Genomic DNA, 18503 nt, shown 5'->3' with positions numbered 1-18503 from the left:
CTGAAACCCTTGGTACATAAGGGTTTATTTGTTTTTGTACTAAAACACTTTATGCATAGAGTATGCAAAAAGACAAAAACCGCGTAACTACAGGATTTTGCTTTCAGGCTGAATCGCTAAAATATACAGTCTTTATACATTGAGGGGTGAAGAAATTGGAAATTGTATTCGGTGTGATGGGGATAGCAGTAATCGTTTCTTTGTACCTGAGACTGCGCGACCAAGACCGTACAATAAAGGACTTGGTTGACCGTCTGTCTGCCCGTAATTATAGCGAATACGTGGCAGCTAAAGGTTATGAAGAACGCTCGCCAGATCCATCATTTCGCAAGCCTATGAGTTGGCATGACGACCCAACGATTGATGATGTTGAGGAGCGTGACTACTGATGGCTAAGGTGTTGGACAAGATCAAGGGCATATTTGGTGAGGTGAGCGGGGAAAAGCAGGACTCTACAAACCATAATACGCCTGAGCAACAGCAGATGTGGGATACAGTCAATGAGGATTATCAGGTATTCAAGGCAGCACGGCAACCCGTAGAACGACACTGGCGTAAGGAACAGCGTTTTTATATGGGTGATCATTGGCACGGTTTGCGTACGGAAGCAGTATCCAAACGCCGGCCTGATGCCGTAGAGAACGTAGCGTTTAGCCAGATTGAGGCTATTGTCGGTAAGCTTGCAGGCTGGATGCCGTACCCAGATTACAGCGCACCAGAGCCAGGAGACGAACAAAAAGCGCGGGATTTGAATGATTATATGCCTTATGAGCTGCGGAAGATCAACTTCAAGCAGAAACATCTTAGAGCAGTTCGTCGTATGGTTATCCATGGTCCACTGGTGTACAAGACTATATTTGATCCTACAGTAGAAGGCGGACGGGGCCAGAACAGATATACGGGACGCAATGACATTCTGCCCGTGGATTTAGCAACATTCTTTCCAGATCCGCGCATAAATGATTTTATCTATTTGCAACAGATGTCGGCTGTAATCATTCATACACGCCAACCGTTGGAATATTTCCGTAAACGCTGGCCCGAGCAAGGAAGAAAGGTACAGCCGGATAACGGTTCATCCGACGTGGATATTTTCAACAACGATGTGCAGGATAGCAGGTCATTCAACCACGATACGTCCATCGGTAGCAACCACGTGACTGATAAAACATCAGGCTTGATTGAGTATTGGTACCGTGGGTTGCCAAAAGTGGTGACGGATGAGGATAAAGAAATCTTTTCAGAGCAAGCCGATGAGATGTTGCAACGTGGTGCTGATCCGTCCGAACTAGTAGCGAAAGCTGCTGGACAGATGGAGGGAGTGCATTGCATCTACATTTCTACATCCGGCGTGTTTCTTGAGCATAAATCCTATGTGTATGATCATGGTCAGTACCCATTTGTAGCCCGAACCCTGTACCCAGAGGAAGGATCAGCGTGGGGTAAAGGGTTCATGCGCGACATGATTAAACCACAGATCATGAAAAACAAATATGCAGAGATTGCGGTGGAAACTTCCGCTAAACAAGGTGGTTCTGCAATCATGTATGAGGAAGGTGTTATAACCAAACCCCGTACATGGCAAGAACAACGTGGCTTAGCCGGCGCTATGCTGCCTGTAGCTCCTGGGAGGCTGAACGGTGTTAAGGAATTACAAGGAGTCAATGCTCCAGCTACTGTGTTCAACGCGCTGGACTATTATGACAAGATGCTTCAAAAGATCCCTGGGCAGTTTGATAGTGCAAACGGGCAGGCCAACAGCAATGTAACCAGCGGCGAACAAGCAAAGGCACTTATGGCAGCAGCGGGTACACGGCTGAATACAGCGTCTGACATGATACAGGAAGCATTGGAAGAGGTATTCGCACAGTATGTGGAACTGATTGTCCAGTTTTACACCACGGAGCGTATTGCTCGTGTGACTGGACGCAAAGTTTCTATCAGCCGTGAGGCAATCGTTTCGCGTGTACCATCTGAGTTCCAGACGGGCAACGTTATAACCGACCCGGAGACAGGGGGAGAGTCACCTGAAATGCTGCCGGTTGAAGAAGAGTTTACGCCTGAGTTTGACATACTGGTGAATATTTCAGTAGACAAGCCGCAGGATCGTGAATACTGGCTCCAGTTGGTGTTTAACTTGATGAACATGCGTGACCCAATCACGCAACTACCCATGGTAGATGCTGAGGCTGTCCGCTTTGTTATCCAAACAGGCCGTATGGAGTCTATGGACGTTATTAAGCGTCGCATCGAGGAAGCAGCAGGGATGCAACAGCAATTCGCACAGGCTCAGCAACAAGCGCAGGAAGCGCAAGCCCAGGTACAGCAGTTGAGTCAGCAGAATCAGGCTATGGAGCAGCAGCTTCAGCAGTTTGGTGGAGAGCAAGCGCAGCGCGAGCAGCGTGATAGGGAGTTCGAGCAGGGGATGAAACAACAGAAGATGAATCTGGATGCTGCCAAGGTTGCCCATCAACTGATGCAGCCGCAACGATCAGGCCAAGGGTGAGAATCCTTTGGCCTATTTATATTTCCGCCAGCCATAGCGGATAAGGAGGAACAACGACATGACTAACCCTAACGCCAGCCAAAGCGAAGAGGTTCAGCAACAGCAACAAGTCAGTAATGATGATGAGGTGCGCGCCTACTATGAGGCTTTCGGTATTCAGTATCCCGAAACGCAGACTGGAGGTGACGATCATGAGGAAGAAGCGGACCAGGACCCGACAGGGCAGGATGTTCTCGCCATAGATGTTCCAGAAGCCGAGCAGAAGGGGTTGCAAGTCAAGTACAACGGCCAGGAAACCGTGGTGCCCGATGACGAGGTACGTGGTTACGTAGAAAAAGGCATGAATTACGACAAGATCAAAGACCGTAGTCAACAGTATGAGGTGGCCTTGAATCGCCTTGCACGCCAGCAGGGATACAAGGATCACGCCGAGTTGTTAGAAAACTTGGATCGCATCGAGCAGGAGGCGGCACAACAGAAGCTTAATGACTTCGAGCAGCTAAAGACTTCATTGCGCGAGGATGCCGAAAACGCAGGCATTGATCCTGATTTGTTGGATAGGTATCTGGACAACCATCCGTTACTGCAACAGGCACAGGAAACCGTACAGCGCAGTCAGCAAGAACAGGAGTACCGGAAGCAGGAAGAGTTGCAGCAGAAGCAGCTTGCAGGCTGGCAGATGCTGTTTGACAAGTATCCTGATCTGGCCGAGCAAGTGGACGCGGAGACAGGAACTGCCGCCTGGATGACTCCAGACATGCACGCACGACTGGAACGAGGTTATGACCCTATTGACGCTTACGAGCTGGTACACCGTGATGCGTTGACGGCTCAAACCCGCAAGCAGGCAGAGCAGGCTGTCATTAAGGCACAGCGGCTTAATAGGCGAGCTCAGGTGGAGACGAACCCGGGCGGTAGTCTGGAGCCGCAAGCACCGGAGGAATTAACTGCCGCATTTTCTCTATTCGGTATCGACCCGAAAAACGCGCAGAAATATGCGAAAAACTTCAATAAATAGGAGGTATGTGCGATGGCACAAGGATTTAAGTATGTATACAACGATTACGGTAAGGATCCAACACGTATCACAGAACTACTTATGACTGACAATGAGGCAGGGTTGGCGGGTGAAGCTATTAAGGTAGTTAATGGTCGCATCACGAAAGCCGGCCCGACAGATGCTATTGCAGGCTTTCTGACGGTCAACGTTACGGCGGGGACGAACAAGGAGACTGAGTTTATCCAGGCTCGTGAAGGCGATTGGTACGAAGCTCCATACACTGGCACGGCGGTCGTCGGGTTCACCACAGGAGCCAATGCAATTACGTTGGCGGCTGATGGTCTATCTGCTAATGCTGCAACTGTTACAGGTGGCCCGCTGGCGGTATTCGATATCAATACTAATAAAAAGACAGCACGGTTCAAAGTCAAGAACCGCCAAATGTCCTAAGGGGGAAATAAAATATGCAAACAGCACTAAGATGGGACCCACGGGTAATGGAGCCTATTTTCAAAGAACTTTATTCGCTTGCCATGAAAAATAAGAAAGACTTCATTCCACTTATGTACAATGTTACAAGCTCTTCCAAGCCTATCGAGTCATACAACGGTATTGGCGGCGAGGGCCTCATGGAAGAATGGGGCAAGTCGAATAACCAAGTTTACTATGAAGACATTGATGAATTGTGGCAGAAGATCATCAAGAACCGTAAATTCTCTGACGGCCGAATCATTGATCGTGATTTTATTGACGATCTTCAGCTCACAGAAATCAAACGTCGGATTACATCCCTTGCAGATGCGGTTTATAAGACTCAACAGTTACAAGCTGTAGAGTTTCTCAATAATGGATTTTCTACAACAGGACCGAACTGGAGAGGTCGGATTGATAACTATACTGGTCCAGACGGCAAGCCTTTGTTCGCGGCTGACCATCCATATAGTCCGACAAATAGCACAGACGTTCAGTCCAACTTGGGGAATAGCCCACTGACACTGGATGCGTGGGACGATACAGCAGTAGCAATGCAGGAATGGAAGGATGACAAGGGTAATCCAATGGCCGTTATCCCAGACACCCTGATCGTAGCTCCTTACAATGCGCGTGCTGCGTTCAAAATTGCAGGTCTTCCCGATGCAGAACTACCCAAATATGAGCCGGGTTCAAATCATTTTGACGCGAATATGTATATGGGGAATATCAAGGTTATCGTCAATCCGTTCATTGACCCATCGAAGCGCAAGAACTGGTTTGCCGCTGATTCATCTCGATTGCAACAATTTAACATCTGGCAATGGAGACGCAAAGTAGAGAATGGAACAATGACCGACTTCGATACAGAAGCTACTAAATACAAAGCCATCGGTCGTTGGGCTTACGGTTTCACAAATTACTCCTTCATCTATGGACACAACGTAACAACTTAATGGGGGCTTCGGCTCCCTTTTCTATTTTTGGAGGTGCAGAATGTATCGTGATGAATTAGACGCACTGAACGCTATTCATAATCTGTTAGGTAATATATTGAAACCAAAACGGCATGTATCTCGAACAGTTGTTAGAAAACACCCACCCAAAAGGGTGCAAGTTAAACCAGTAAAGAATGGAGGTAGAAACAATGCTGTCAGAAAAAAGGAGTCCTAATTACGTAACTGTTATTCCGGCCGCCAATGCTACCAAGCTTCCTGAGAAACGACAACAGGATTACGTGGTGTTTGTGGATGATACCGGAAAGCCGGTTGATATCGGCGGTGGTGGATCATCTTCTGTAGCGTGGGCTGACATTACAGGCAAACCAGCTACTTTCTCCCCTACAATCGGAACAACAGCAACCACAGCGGCCGCAGGCAACCACACTCATACCATCGCTAATGTAACCGGGTTGCAGTCTTCGTTAGATGCCAAGCTGACCGCAACCAAGGCAGCTACTCAAGCGAATAGTACGGCTACAGATGTTGCGGGCGTAGTAAGTGATTTGAACGCTCTGCTTGCTAAGTTAAAAGCGGCGGGGCTGATGTCGTAATGAAGGTAAGTGATGTAGTCGAGGAAATCGTTGAGAAGTCGCCGCACACGCTATCTCCTGCATCCATATTGCGGAAGATCACCCAGGTACGTGACCGACTATTACGCAATCTTGGCTCGGCACAGCAGCAGTCAGAAACTCTATGTACAGCTATTGATCTTATCGAGGGTCAAGCATCATATACTTTGCCTTGCCCGCCAAGCGCGGTTACAGAGGTTACGATGTTGTACGGTGACCAGTACATTCGATTACCGCTGAGGCAGTTTCACAATGCATCAGTCAAACCTTATCACTACTTTCAAGCTGGACAGATTGGCATCGTACCAACACCGGATGTTGACGTGCCCTATGGCATAAAGATTTTTCATTCTCCTGTGCTTTATCCTCTACGGTTTGAGGACATGAATCGCGACACAGGATTTGATCCCGACTATGATATGTTGCTGGTGTATGGTGTACTGCGAGAGATCACAACAGGCAATGAATCACAGGAATACAACAATAAATACGAACAATTGTATACAGAGTACCAATCTGCTTCTAATGGGTACGAGCGGTATTCTGTAGATGAAAGGTGGTAAGCTATGCGGTTTCCATGGAGAGATACCAGTTCGGACATTGCTGGTGGACAACCACCACAATGGGAAACACCGGGCGGAGCGCAGGCAAAAGCGGACAAAGCAGAGGAAGAATCCAAAAAATATACGGATGAAAAGAACGCCGACTTCACTGCACATGTTCAGAACACCGTTATCCATGTTACTCAATCGGATAAGGACAACTGGAATAGTAAGGCTCCAGGTAGCCACACGCATCCAAATGCGACGCCTACAACTCCAGGATTTGAGTCTGCGGAGGATAAAGCCAAGCTGGATGGTATCGAAGAAAAGGCTAACAATTACGTTCATCCGACCACACATCCACCGTCAATCATTGCTCAAGATGCATCAAATCGCTTTGTAACTGATGCCGAAAAAGCAGCATGGAATGCCAAAGCTGAAACAACAACAGCAACACCAGATACTAAAGGCCTGATGTCTGCTACGGATAAAAAGAAATTAGATGGTATCGAGTCAGCTGCAGAGGTGAACCAAAATGCATTTGCTACAATTACGGCGCCTGGACAGGCTGATGTGACTGCGGGTTCCAAGCAGGAGACAATTAACTTCGCTGGTGGTACAGGGATTACCGTTACGACTGATCCTGCTGCCAAGAAGGTTATGATCACGGCGACAGGCGAAGCTACACCGGGGCCGCATGCTTCATCTCATATCACGGGTGGTACGGATGTCATCCCTGATGCTGTTGTAAATGGTTCATCCGGGCTTATGAGTGGTACAGATGCAGATTTTGTACGCAATACTGGCGAAACCAAAGCAGGAGCACAGGCTAAGGCTGATGCAGCCAGGGACGGTGCCATTGCATCAGCGAAGACGTATACCGATACGGAAGTGCAAGCGTTAAGTGCAACTGTAGCGGAGAAGACTCAGGATGCTTCTCTAACTAAAAAGGGTGTCACCCAACTATCCAAGGCTGTTGATGGAACGCGGGATGATATAGCGGCTACAGAGAGTGCAGTAAGTTCTGCATATGGCCTGGCAAATAGCGGAGTACATCCCTACCCTGCACCAGCAAATGGAACTAATATAAACGATTTAATCTATACGGGGATATATAGACTCACAGAGGCAGTGAATTACACAAATATGCCTTCTCCATCAGCAGCCTACGGAGTATTAGTAGTGCATGCGGAACCTGGAGGATACGTCACACAAACTTATATGACAGTTATTGGATTGAGGTTTTTCTTCCGGTCCAGAACAGAATCAGCAGTGTGGACGAGTTGGAAAGAGATATTTACAACATCTGGAGGGCAGACCGATGCTCTCACGGTATCGGCTAATGCACCAGTCTTGAGGCTAGTAGGGGAGGATCAAGTGTATCAAGAGTTCTACCCGCAAGGACTTCCGGCTGGGCGAAAGGGATACCTTGGCTATGGCGATCCAAGTCTATTGAATTTTGCCATCTCTAACTCAGCAGGAGAAGTGTTCTTCTCAGATACTAATGGGACCGTATATACGAAAGATCTTGTGGGGCTGTATAGGGGTCTTGGAAGTCCAGAGGGTTCATTATCTGCTTCCGTAGGGGCTCTTTATCGCAGGTTGGACGGAGCAGCTAATGTTACGCTCTACATTAAAGAATCAGGTGGTGGAGGCAACACAGGATGGAGGGCGCTGTAATGAAAAAAGAATGTGTCGTTTTAAACAGTGAGGTAATTAATATTGGACCTTGGGACTACCAGAAGCGACAACTCCAGAATGGTGTAGACAAGGATGGAAAACCAATTTATGAGGAACAAGTCACGAACCCGTTACCTGAAGGCGCGACTTTCGAAGAACGGGAGATTGAAGTTGCACCGGATGGCGGTCTGATCGTAAAGGGTTCTGCACAACCGACCAATGATGCATTTCTTGGGCAGGAGCTTGCACAAATTAAACTCCAGTCGATGCAGCAGCAGGAATTACTCAGCAATATGGGCGCGGAGTTGGCAGCGGCGCGGTTAGAAATTATTTCATTGAAGGGAGAGAGTGGATCATGAGATTTTGGACGCTTGCATTTAATCAACGTTGGGTGACTGCGGAACAACTCAAAGGTGCCGTGAAGACGGAAACCAATCGCTTTGGAGAAATCACACCAGAAGAATACAAGACCATCACCAGGAATGAGTTTACATGAATCTAGCGCAGATTATAGCCGAAGCAGATCTTCTTGTTCCTAACGAGGTTCCGCAAGCCGATAAGGTTGTTTGGCTGAATGCAGTCAATCAGGACTTTTTCAATGTGGTAAAGATTCCAAAGGTAGCGCGTTTTACCTGTGTTGCTGCTCAAGCGGATTATGTTTTACCTACTGACGTACGCCAGAAGAACATTGATTCGGTACTGATCGGTATGTTCCAGTACAAAAGCTATGATCGTGAGGATGTAACACCAGCACAAAACGCCTACTACTTTACGGACGATACTCATAAACTCACTTTATACCCTGCTCCTTATACGGATGCGCAGGGATTTTTGCGTTACCGACGAATTGCGACCAGCACCTTTACAACAGAAAATTTGGGGAGCCAGCCTGACGCACCAGAAGAATACCATTGGACGTATATCCCAGCGTTGGCAGCTTATATCGCTAACAGTCAGGACGACAGCGTTAAAGCTGCTAACTATGAGGGGCAATATAAGTCCGCATGGAATGTAGCCGCTCAGAACTATCAGGCAGGTGATGTGCAGTGAAACCTATCCAATATGGTAGTCCAAGCTATCAGCCTTTGCCTGGCATCCTTCCACCTGTTTCTATCCGTGAGTTTCGAGGGTTGAATACTTACGACTCGCTTTCCATTGATGACCGTTTCTTGACAGATATGCAAAACATGACGACCAGTGATTATCCTGCTATCACAACGCGTCCAGGTTATGCGGTCATTGGACAAGCTGGTAGCCGTGTCTTGGGTATGGGTATATGGGAAGGTCGAGAGCTTCATGTCGTATTCAACGATGGTACATGGCGGCGCTGGAACGGTTCAGATTGGGCTACACTTGCAAGCGGCCTGAATACATCGGCTGAATGGACGTTTACGAACTTCCAAGGCAACCTTGACCGGGTAAACCTGATCGGATGCAATGGAGTAGATGCCATGCGACGATACGACGGTGGCAGCGTGCAGGGTCTTGGCGGTTCGTCTCCTGCCAGTGGAAAATACATTACGACGTACCAGAACCGTTTATGGTGTGCAGTAGGCAAGGAGTTGTGGGCTTCCAAGCTGGATAACCCTACGGTATGGGATAGCTTCCTGACCGAAGAAGGTAGCTACCGCAGGCAAATGGAGTCTTCACGCGGGGAACAAATTAGTATGCTTACGGGCAGCCTGACTAAGCTCACCATCGGAATGCCAAATAGCTTGCACGAGTTGTATGGTGGACTGCCTTCCGACTTCAACACAAAGCTGATTACGGAGGATATGGGGCCAGTAGCTAATAAAGCTACGGTGACTCAAGAGGGATTCTTACGTTTCATGCACAAAACTGGCATATATGATTACGGCGGCGGTACGCTACCAAGTAAAAGCTTTTCGGATATAGTCGGCACTTATTTAGACGGTGTAACCGATCAAAGTGCGGCAGGGACAGACGGAACACGGATGCTTTTTAATATACCGGGAGACAAGTTGCTGGTGTATGATCCGCGTCCAGGTATTCAGGCGTGGAGTTTATGGCGCGGCATTCCGGCTGTCCATTTTATCCAGATGCAGAACAAGCTTTACGTGGGCGATGCGCAGGGCCGCGTATTGCGTTTAGAAGGGCAAACCGATGCCGGGAATGCTATTGCATGGAGTGCAACAACAAAGCCGTTTAATGGCGGTACAATCGCTCAGAAACAACGCTGGTACAAGCTTTGGGTGGTAGTGGAGTTGTCTGGCAGCATGAATATTCACGTTTCCCCGTCGATCACTGGGGAAGATTGGACGTTGGTCAACTCAATCAGCGGAAGTGGGTCACCGCAGGTAAGGTGTGTCATTATACCGGTGGCAAAGTTCACGCGAGAAAACTGGATTCGTGTTCGCTTTTCAGGAACCGGATGGGCACGGATACACGAGTTTACCAGACAAGTGCGGCAGTTGCCGCTTTATTAGGAGGTTCAACATGGCACAATGGAGTGATAGTCCACGGTTGAGTGGACCACCTGATTCACAGGACTTAGGCCAGTTGCTACTGTATGTAAAGGACTTAGCCAACACGGTTGCGAAGATGGCAAAAGACTTGGAATTCATCATCAATGGCAATTTGGATGCCAATAACATTCGGGCAAATAGTATACAGGCCAAGAATCTACAAGCTGGATCGGTGTCGGCTGATAAGATTCAGGCCGGAGCAATAAGCGCTGACAAAATCCAAGCAGGCGCGATTACCTCGGAAAAGATTCAAGCCAACGCGGTGACAGCTGATAAGATCCAAGTCAGGCAGTTATCTGCGATTTCAGCCGATATGGGTAAAATTACAGCAGGGGAAATATATGGGGCATACATTGCTACATCGGAAGACCAATACCCAATGGTCACCTTAACACCTGATGGACTCACAGGCTATAATTCGCGTGGAGGAGAAGCTTTATCGCTTGGACAGTCTAGTGATGGTGGGGCACTTTTGTTTATGGATAACGGCTCGCCGCGAGGCTCAATCTTTGGTGATGCTGAAGGTTTACATGTGGGTAATATGGCTAGTGTTCATATTAAATCTACCGATGATAAGACTTATATCGACGGTGCATGTAGTTTTGAAAATGCAACGGAAGTAAGTGGATTGAAGATGGAATATATAGAAGGGCTGAGAGAGAAAATTTCTGATTTGGAAAATTCCATTGGAGAATTTCGTGGAGAACTAGTGAATGGATTAATCGTGAATGCAGCATTTGACCCGGCAAGTCGTAACCTGAAGTTATTTAGTCAGACAAGAACAGTTGCTACAGTAAACATTCCTGCTGGTACTAGTTCGACAACATAATGTTTACTGCACCTCCTACCGATGGTAATATTAGGACATATATACTATGTAGGGGGTATGATTCTTGAAAAAATGGTCGTATTTACTTAGTGGCATATTGATAGGTATAGTTGTTGCTACAGCTGGTAGCTCATTTGCAGATCAAGTCAAATCTTTAATCGGAGAAAAGGTAGCAGGGGAATATGCGGTCAAGGTGAATGGTAATTCGCTCGTTGAAAATGCCATCGTGGTTGACGGTAAAGCGCATGTACCTTTGAGAGCTGTAACCGACTCCTTGGGAGCAAGTTTAAAAGTGGAAGGAAAAACTGTTGAAATAACTGCGGGAAATACTACTGAAATACCTAAATCAACGAATAGTAGTGATATAGCGCCGACCCAATTAAATGAAAAAAGCAAATCCGAAAAACTTATTATCTACTCTGAATCCGATAAATCTTTTTGGGAAAGATCGCTGAGTGACGTAGAAGACAGTCAAGTTAAACTCAAAAAAAGAATTGATGAACTATCAAATTTACCAGCCAGTAATGACCCTATTACTCAAGAATCAAGAAAAAAATCTTTAGTACACACGCAGGGACTTATAGAGGAAAATAACAAAAAAATAGATGAGTACAAAGCGAAAATAGCTGAGATTGAGGAAAATCTCGCTAAATATAAAAACTATCGTAAATAAATAATTACCAAGGACCCTCAATTGAGAGTCCTTTTTTCATGCTCAGAAACGGAGGTGCGAAATGGCAACCACCAATAATTACGGTGTTCGGCAGGCTCTTAACAATAAGGGGGTTAATAACAGCCGAATTGGATACAGCAATGGATATGTAACTGTAGATGGGAAGAACTTTTTGAAGGCTGGTTCTGTTAACAATGGATCTGCCATGACGACACAACAGGGATTTAATAATGCATGGAACAGCTTAAAGCCTACCAGCGCACCAGTAAAGGTTCCTAATCAGCCTACATCCTCTCCAAGCCCAATGGTGCAGGCTGCTACCAGTGTACAGAGCTCACCACAGGCCACGTATACACCAATACAACGACAAACGGAACAGACGTTACAACGGATGAATGACATGATAAACAACCAGCCAGCGTTTCAGTATAAAGCTCCTGACCCGTGGAGTTATAATCCACAGGATGATCCATCGTATACATCCAGTTTGGCGGAGGCTAAGCGGAACATAGAAACGGAACAAGCCGACACGAACGCTCGCTTGAGGGCAAATGGTCAAGGCAAGTCCTCTTATAGCGAACTGGTATCAAATCAAGTGGCTGACAACACCATGTCGAGCCTAGCGAATACACTGGTACCGCAACTCATGCAGCAGTCATATGCACGGTATCAGGATGCGGCCAATCGTGATTTGCAGCTTCAGCAGCTTAATTATGGAGTTCAGCGAGATAAAATGGGCGACCTTACTAATTTGTATGGCTTGCAAAACCAGGAGTATTTCCAGAACCCGATCACAGAAGCGCAGCTTACGGGCAACTATCTGCCGGCAGAAGGCCGACAGGCAATTGATCAGTTATTGTCACTCAAGCAACAGGCAGAAGTTAAAGGTGTTACAGCAGAGCAACGTGCCAGCCTGACGAAACAAGCAGACGGTATCCGGGCGCAGTTGTCAGCCTTGGGTATCGACCCAAGTAAATATGGAGCGAATATTAGTTATAACAATGCCCGTCAAACGAATCCGGGCATACGCACGCTTCAAGGGCAACAGATGGATCTGCAAAACCGCCAAGCGAATCAGCAGGCAGCTAATACAGTTAGTGAGATGAGTGGAAAACTGGTTACACCGCAGAGTGATTGGCAGGGTCTGTATCGACAAGCAGCTAATCCGAATGCACCACAAACATTCCAAGCCCAACAGTTTGCGTATCAGAAGGCAAGGGACGCGATTACTGATCAACAATGGAAGATGAAGTTTGACCAAGACGTTCAGCAGTTCGGTATGACTTACGCTTTGCAAAGCTTACAAGAACAAAACCAAGTTGCATACCGTCAAGCTACACTTGCGCTTCAAGCGGACGATAATGATCGTCAATGGGCTGATTTGGATTATCGTCAATCCAATCCATCAGGTGCTAAGGGAGGCCTAACAGCTAACCAAGTGCTGGAGAGCATGAAGGGCCTGTATTCGGTTCCTGTGTATGGTAAAAACGCTGATGGAGATAGCGTAAAAGAAGGAACAAAGATAACCACAGATTCAAAACAACGTCAACAAATGTTCCAAAATGTTGTTGATGCCGGGTTGCCCGATGCCGAAACGCGCCAGGTGCTTTCCTCATTGGGCATGAGCAAGAAAGAAATAGACGACTACAAGAAGCTATACCAGGGAAACTGACTAGCCCCACGGCTACGGCTAGTGGGGCATCGTTGAATAAAAACTTGGGCGGATCATTGAAAGGGTATGGAGATGTCTTTGTACAGGCTGGACAAAAGTATGGAATTGATCCAGCTTTGTTGGCGGCTATAGCCGTCCACGAAACAGGTAATGGTACTAGTAAAGCTGTAAAAAACCGCAATAACGTTGGCGGCATGATGGGTAAAAATGGCCTTATGTCATTCAATAGCTTACAAGATGGAATCGACAAAATGGCATCCAATCTGAAACGTAATTATATTGATCAAGGGCTTACCACCATTCCGCAAATTCAACGTAAATACGCACCCGTAGGTGCAGGTAATGATCCGACTAACCTTAATAGCAATTGGGTAGGTGGGGTATCAAAATATTACAGTATGTTCAAGAGGTGATTAAATGGCAAGCGAATTTGATGCAGTGCGAAATCGAAGAAAGCAAGGAGCAGATGCCAAAGCTAGGGTGTTGGCTCGTGCCAGTAATCCCAATGTAGGTGGTGTTAATGCTGAAAGTGAATTCGCGGCTGTGCGAAATCGTACTGCCGATATTTCACCTCCTACGTTATTAGACAATGTTAAGAGCGCTCTAACAAGTCCGGGTGTACAGGACTTTGTTAATAGAGGATTGAATTATGCAGGCCAAGAGATGCAACGACAGGCGGCTGAACGTGAGAAAAATCGTCTCAAGCTGCCTCCATCCCTGATAATTGGTCCTGGCTTCATTGAAAACTCCACGTTTACACAGGCGACCCAAGGAAATAGAGATGCTATAGGCACTTATAGAGCTGCTACGGGTAAAACGATCAAACCATTGAGTGCATATGAACAATGGATGGACGGTTTAGACCAAGACATAAAAAGGTTTCCTCCAATTGCACCTGTAAGACCGATATCCGGCGCAATTGCAAAACTCTTTTTGGATACGAAGCCAGGACAGTTTAACTCGCGTATTTTTGGGCAAGCGGGTAGTTTTGTAACAGGTGACAAGCCTTACTATGACGTTACAACTGGCAATGCTACAGCCGATAAGGTAGCAGATTTTACTGGCTCTCTTGCTGGTCTTGCTGCTTCAGGGATTAATCCTGGTGCCCCAGGTGTTCAAGGACAGAACCTAATAACTGCCCCGCTAGAAGCTGCAGAAGGCGTACTTGCTACACGCGCTGGTAACGCCCTTACAAATACTATTAGCAGACAAGCCACAAGAATTCCGGGAGTAAGTGCCGGGACTGCGGATAAGTTAACTCGTGGAGTGTTGAGCGGGGCTGCTGCTGGCGCTGTTGGAAATACAGCAATGGGCATCAACCGTGATGAGACTACAGGCAGAGAAATGGTTCATAATGCCGGTATGGGTGCAGCATTTGGAGCTGGTGGGGAAGTAGTGGCTAGAGGTGTCGGAGCTGGCTGGCGTTCGCTGTTTAAGAAAAATGGCATCCCTGACAGTGAAGTGTCTGAAATTCTCAGCCTGCCTGTGGGTAGAAAGGACGCTCGTATTAATTCTGCAACAGCCCGATCTGTCCAGCAAGCAGGTGACGAAGCAATTGCTAATCCATTTACATTCGATTTGCCTGAGGGCTTGCCACAGACACGCCGGAACATGGCGAATGCTGCTGAAGGTCGTGGAGAGATACAGCAGATTAACTCACGTCTTCAAGAGCTGGAAAGTCAGTATGGACAAAGAGTGATTGACGAGTATAAATACCTCAAACACTCTCGTGACAGTCGCGGTGGGGTGTCGCAAGGCCAGCTTCAGCGGACTCCAGATGGTGATGTTATTGGACGCACTGGACGCACGTCACAAAATCCGTTGTGGTACCAAGATTTCTATCAAGCTAATGGTCGGGTTCCAAGCAATAAGGATTTATATAACTTGGCGAAAGAACGTGTCGATAACGGCTTTATGGATGAATCAGGTCGCGTGCCATCATGGAAGCAAACAAGCGGGTTCGATGAACAAGTAGCAGCCTATACAGCAGCTCGGGATAATTTGCGCGCTGGTGTGCAGGAGTTTGATCCAGCTTTACGCGTTACGAATGAGCCGCTTGTATCGAGCCGGTTAAGACAAGAGGGATCAGCATCAGGGCCCCGTATTAACGATAAGTCCATTAACAAGCAGGAAACTTTCAATATTAACGATCCAGCAGTTCCAGAGTTCATGCGGGCAAGACAAGCTAGACAAGAAGCAGCAAGGGCAAGACAGGAGACTGTCGCGCCTGAGAATTCGCCTGTTCAGCCCGATGAAAGCTATGTATTGCCAAAACAGTACGAAGATCATAGCGGAGGCTTGGGTATCTCGGCGTTCAGCCGTACAAAGCCGTATGACTCGTTATCAACTTCCACCCGTTCGCAATTGGTTACCCGTCAGATGCGTGAACCTCGGAGCCTGAAAGGTTCGGCTGACCGTTTGTATACTGCGCTGGTTGACGATCTGCACTCTATGAATAAGTTTGACAAGATGGTTGAAGACGTACTGGGTAGGAAATTGTCAGCAACGGAGAGCACACATAAACTTGGTCTGGCTGCGCGTGGTTCGGATATGGTTGCCCGACAAATTGTTACGGACAAGATGGTGAATAGCGCGGGGGAAGTGGTTGGGGATTCGTTACAAGATGTTTTGTCTACTTTGCCTGGTGGGAAAAATGCGACTCGGGTAAATAGTGGAACGCGTGGAGAACTACGGTCACGTACCAGCAAGAATATTTATGTCGACTTTGAAGACTATCTTATCAACAAACATGCTATTACTCGGTGGGACCGTGGCGAAAAGGTGTTTTCCGATAAACTAGAGTGGACACCCGAAAAGGGACAAAAAATCGTGAGTGAATATGAACGAGTGTTTCCTGAGTTTGCTGAGACGGCTGATAAGCTGTATGAATTTAACCGCAACTTGGTCAATACGTGGCTGGTGGATACAGGTGTTATCAGCAAAGAAATGGCAGAAGCTTGGTTCCGTGAGAATCCGTACTACGTACCAAACAAGCGTTATTTTACATCTCTTGAGAAACGCAATGGTGCAGGCGGCAAGGCTAAGCAAGGATACGGTAATCAGTCCAATCCGGTCAAAGGCTACAGCAAGGGTGGATCTCAGCGGAAAATCATTTCGCCTATTGAGGCAACGATAGAAAACGTCGATGCCTATGTAAAAACGGCTAAGCGTAATCAGGTCATGCAGCAGTTTGTAAAAAACCTTAATCAAGATGCCGAGGCATTTAAGGATATCGCCACAGTAGTTGTGTCTCGGGACAAGGCAAAGGAACAAGTAGCACGGGAGATACTCGAAGCAAACGGACTTGATAAATTCATGCAATCACTTGACGAGGACTACGCGAGACTGCACCGGAACCGATTGGATACTGACGACACTGTGCGCGTGCTCATGAATGGTGAGCCAGTACGTGTAAAAGTCCACGATGCTCAGATTCTTGATGCGGTAACGTCACTCGGGCCGCAGGGTGCTAATGCTGTTATGGATGCAATCGGCTGGCTGACCAATAAAATGAAGACATTAACTACTGGAGCAAACCCTGTTTTTTCTCTGACACGTAACTTGTTTCGAGATATTCCGCAGGCTTATGTAGCTTCCAAAACAACGAACAACCCTGTTAGATTTATCGTAGATCTGGCTGACGCTTCTGTACAGATACTTCGTAATGGTGAATTGTATAAACAGTACAAGCGGCTAGGTGGTGGCCATAGCTCTCCAATTGCTGCCGACCGGAATTTGCTTAAACAAAGCAAGACAGCGGTCCTGCCTAAGAGCTTAAAAAAAGATTTTCTCCCGCGTATGTATTACGCCTATGAAAACGCACTGAATGCTGTAGAGTCTGCACCACGTTTGGCAGAGTTTAAGCGTGTAGCTAAAGGTGGCGCGCCGGAGGATCTTCAAAAAGCTCTTTTTGCTGCCCAAGATGTAACAGTTAACTTCAAGCGCCGGGGGAAACTGGTCCGCGATTTAGATAAGGCATTCCCTTATATGAACGCAGCTTTACAAGGTTTAGATCAATTCTTCCGAGTTTACAAGGACAATCCTGCGAAAGCAACTGTGAAAGCTGTGTTGGCCCTTACAATCCCAAGCGTTCTAACTTATATGTGGAACCATGATGATCCGAATTACCAGAAGTTAAGTAACCGGGTAAAGGATTCATTCATCTTGATTCCTAAGGGAGATGGCACGTTTATTAAGATAGCCAAACCGCAAGAACTTGGTACTCTATTTTCAGATCTTCCAGAACGCCTGCTTCGCAGTTTTAAGGATGATGATCCGGCAGCCTTTAGGGATTTTGCCGACCGTATCCGTACCACATTTACCCCGCCCGGGGTACAAGGTGCACTGAAAGAGGGCGGTATAATTGATCGACTTCAGGGGGTGGGTGGTGAAACAATTCTCGGCCCTGTCTCAGACCTAGCTGCAAACAAAACCTTTTCCGGCTCGCCAATTGTTCCAGGCTATCTGCAAAACCTATCGCCTGAGTTACAGACTGATGCTAAAACGACCAAGATCGCTACTTGGCTGGGAGAGAAAACAGGCACAAGCCCTAAGCAACTGGATTACCTGGCTCGTCAATATACAGGCTTCGTTGGTCAGTTTGGGCAACCGCTTTTATCACCGGGTGGTGACTTTGGCGATGCTCTGACACAACAAGTAACCGCAGACCCGGTTTTCTCAAACGATATCAGCACAGAGTTTTACAAATACAAGGGTAAGCTAGACCAGATAAATACTGATTCTGATTTGCGGAAGCCTCCCGCTTGGTATGATGATTCGCTGCGTAAAAAGTTGAACAAGATTAGCAAGAAAATGAGTGCGATTCGTAAGGATGTTAGAGCTGTACAGGACGATGAATCTATAAACAATATGGAGAAGCGCGCAAGATTACGGGCGCTGCAACAACAAATTAACGATCTGGCTGAGGGCGGAAATGAACTGGCCCGCGGCAAAGTCCCTTACTAAGTGGGGGGAGGTGATACTGGGCGCGTATATGACGCGCTCTTTTTGTTGTCTAAATGATTTTGACAAAGCTCAGGAAAAGTTTCCTGAACTAAGAGAGACGGGGGAAGCA

The 18503-nt window shown here is 47.1% G+C and carries 16 protein-coding genes and 1 pseudogene; all 17 read left to right on the top strand.

Annotated features, from left to right (window positions below; genetic code table 11):
• The first annotated feature begins 155 nt into the window (after positions 1–155).
• The 17 genes and pseudogenes from ACQQ6X_RS02850 (at position 156) to ACQQ6X_RS02770 (ending at position 18394) form a co-directional block, all read left to right on the top strand.
• Complete coding sequence (locus ACQQ6X_RS02850; protein ID WP_165144821.1) at positions 156–389, top strand: hypothetical protein; 234 nt, start codon at positions 156–158, stop codon at positions 387–389.
• Positions 389–2506 (top strand): hypothetical protein, encoded by a 2118-nt coding sequence (locus tag ACQQ6X_RS02845; protein WP_305168026.1) that lies wholly within the window; start codon positions 389–391, stop codon positions 2504–2506. The genes ACQQ6X_RS02850 and ACQQ6X_RS02845 overlap by 1 nt, the downstream gene beginning before the upstream one ends.
• A gap of 58 nt (positions 2507–2564) precedes the next feature.
• On the top strand, positions 2565–3524 hold the full coding sequence (locus ACQQ6X_RS02840; RefSeq protein ID WP_305168025.1) for a hypothetical protein: 960 nt from the start codon (positions 2565–2567) through the stop codon (positions 3522–3524).
• Positions 3525–3536: 12 nt separating this feature from the next.
• Complete coding sequence (locus ACQQ6X_RS02835; RefSeq protein WP_305168024.1) at positions 3537–3956, top strand: hypothetical protein; 420 nt, start codon at positions 3537–3539, stop codon at positions 3954–3956.
• Positions 3957–3970: 14 nt separating this feature from the next.
• Positions 3971–4933 carry a Mu-like prophage major head subunit gpT family protein gene (locus ACQQ6X_RS02830; RefSeq protein ID WP_305168023.1) on the top strand — a complete coding sequence of 321 codons (963 nt, stop codon included), beginning with the start codon at positions 3971–3973 and terminating at the stop codon, positions 4931–4933.
• Positions 4934–5436: 503 nt separating this feature from the next.
• Positions 5437–5529, top strand: a pseudogene (locus ACQQ6X_RS02825) (head fiber protein); the annotation flags it as partial.
• Entirely contained in the window at positions 5529–6110 is a 582-nt protein-coding gene (locus ACQQ6X_RS02820) for a hypothetical protein (protein WP_305168021.1), read from the top strand. The pseudogene ACQQ6X_RS02825 and the gene ACQQ6X_RS02820, both read left to right, overlap by 1 nt.
• A 3-nt stretch (positions 6111–6113) precedes the next feature.
• Positions 6114–7769: a pyocin knob domain-containing protein gene (locus ACQQ6X_RS02815; protein ID WP_305168020.1), complete on the top strand. Its 1656-nt coding sequence runs from the start codon at positions 6114–6116 to the stop codon at positions 7767–7769.
• A complete protein-coding gene (locus tag ACQQ6X_RS02810) occupies positions 7769–8128 on the top strand; it encodes an XkdW family protein (protein WP_305168019.1) in 360 nt (119 codons plus the stop codon). Before ACQQ6X_RS02815 ends, ACQQ6X_RS02810 begins: the two co-directional genes overlap by 1 nt.
• Positions 8125–8265 carry an XkdX family protein gene (locus ACQQ6X_RS02805; protein ID WP_305168018.1) on the top strand — a complete coding sequence of 47 codons (141 nt, stop codon included), beginning with the start codon at positions 8125–8127 and terminating at the stop codon, positions 8263–8265. The genes ACQQ6X_RS02810 and ACQQ6X_RS02805 overlap by 4 nt, the downstream gene beginning before the upstream one ends.
• Positions 8262–8819 (top strand): hypothetical protein, encoded by a 558-nt coding sequence (locus ACQQ6X_RS02800; protein WP_305168017.1) that lies wholly within the window; start codon positions 8262–8264, stop codon positions 8817–8819. Before ACQQ6X_RS02805 ends, ACQQ6X_RS02800 begins: the two co-directional genes overlap by 4 nt.
• Positions 8816–10216 (top strand): hypothetical protein, encoded by a 1401-nt coding sequence (locus tag ACQQ6X_RS02795; RefSeq protein ID WP_305168016.1) that lies wholly within the window; start codon positions 8816–8818, stop codon positions 10214–10216. The genes ACQQ6X_RS02800 and ACQQ6X_RS02795 overlap by 4 nt, the downstream gene beginning before the upstream one ends.
• A 10-nt stretch (positions 10217–10226) precedes the next feature.
• Entirely contained in the window at positions 10227–11084 is an 858-nt protein-coding gene (locus ACQQ6X_RS02790; RefSeq protein WP_305168015.1) for a hypothetical protein, read from the top strand.
• 64 nt (positions 11085–11148) lie between these two features.
• On the top strand, positions 11149–11757 hold the full coding sequence (locus ACQQ6X_RS02785; protein WP_305168014.1) for a 2,' 3'-cyclic nucleotide 2'-phosphodiesterase: 609 nt from the start codon (positions 11149–11151) through the stop codon (positions 11755–11757).
• Between the two features lie 61 nt (positions 11758–11818).
• Entirely contained in the window at positions 11819–13429 is a 1611-nt protein-coding gene (locus ACQQ6X_RS02780) for a hypothetical protein (RefSeq protein ID WP_305168013.1), read from the top strand.
• Between the two features lie 32 nt (positions 13430–13461).
• Positions 13462–13842, top strand: coding sequence for a glucosaminidase domain-containing protein (locus ACQQ6X_RS02775; protein ID WP_305168012.1), 381 nt, complete (start codon positions 13462–13464; stop codon positions 13840–13842).
• 4 nt (positions 13843–13846) lie between these two features.
• The gene (locus ACQQ6X_RS02770; RefSeq protein WP_305168011.1) at positions 13847–18394 is read left to right on the top strand and encodes an LPD38 domain-containing protein; all 4548 of its coding nucleotides are present in this window, start codon (positions 13847–13849) and stop codon (positions 18392–18394) included.
• Positions 18395–18503 lie beyond the last annotated feature (109 nt).

The sequence above is a fragment of the Paenibacillus ottowii genome (genome assembly GCF_050516475.1).
Classification (GTDB): Bacteria; Bacillota; Bacilli; order Paenibacillales; family Paenibacillaceae; genus Paenibacillus; species Paenibacillus ottowii.
Note: the sequence above shows the minus strand (reverse complement) of the source record. Positions and strands in the feature narration are given on the sequence as shown.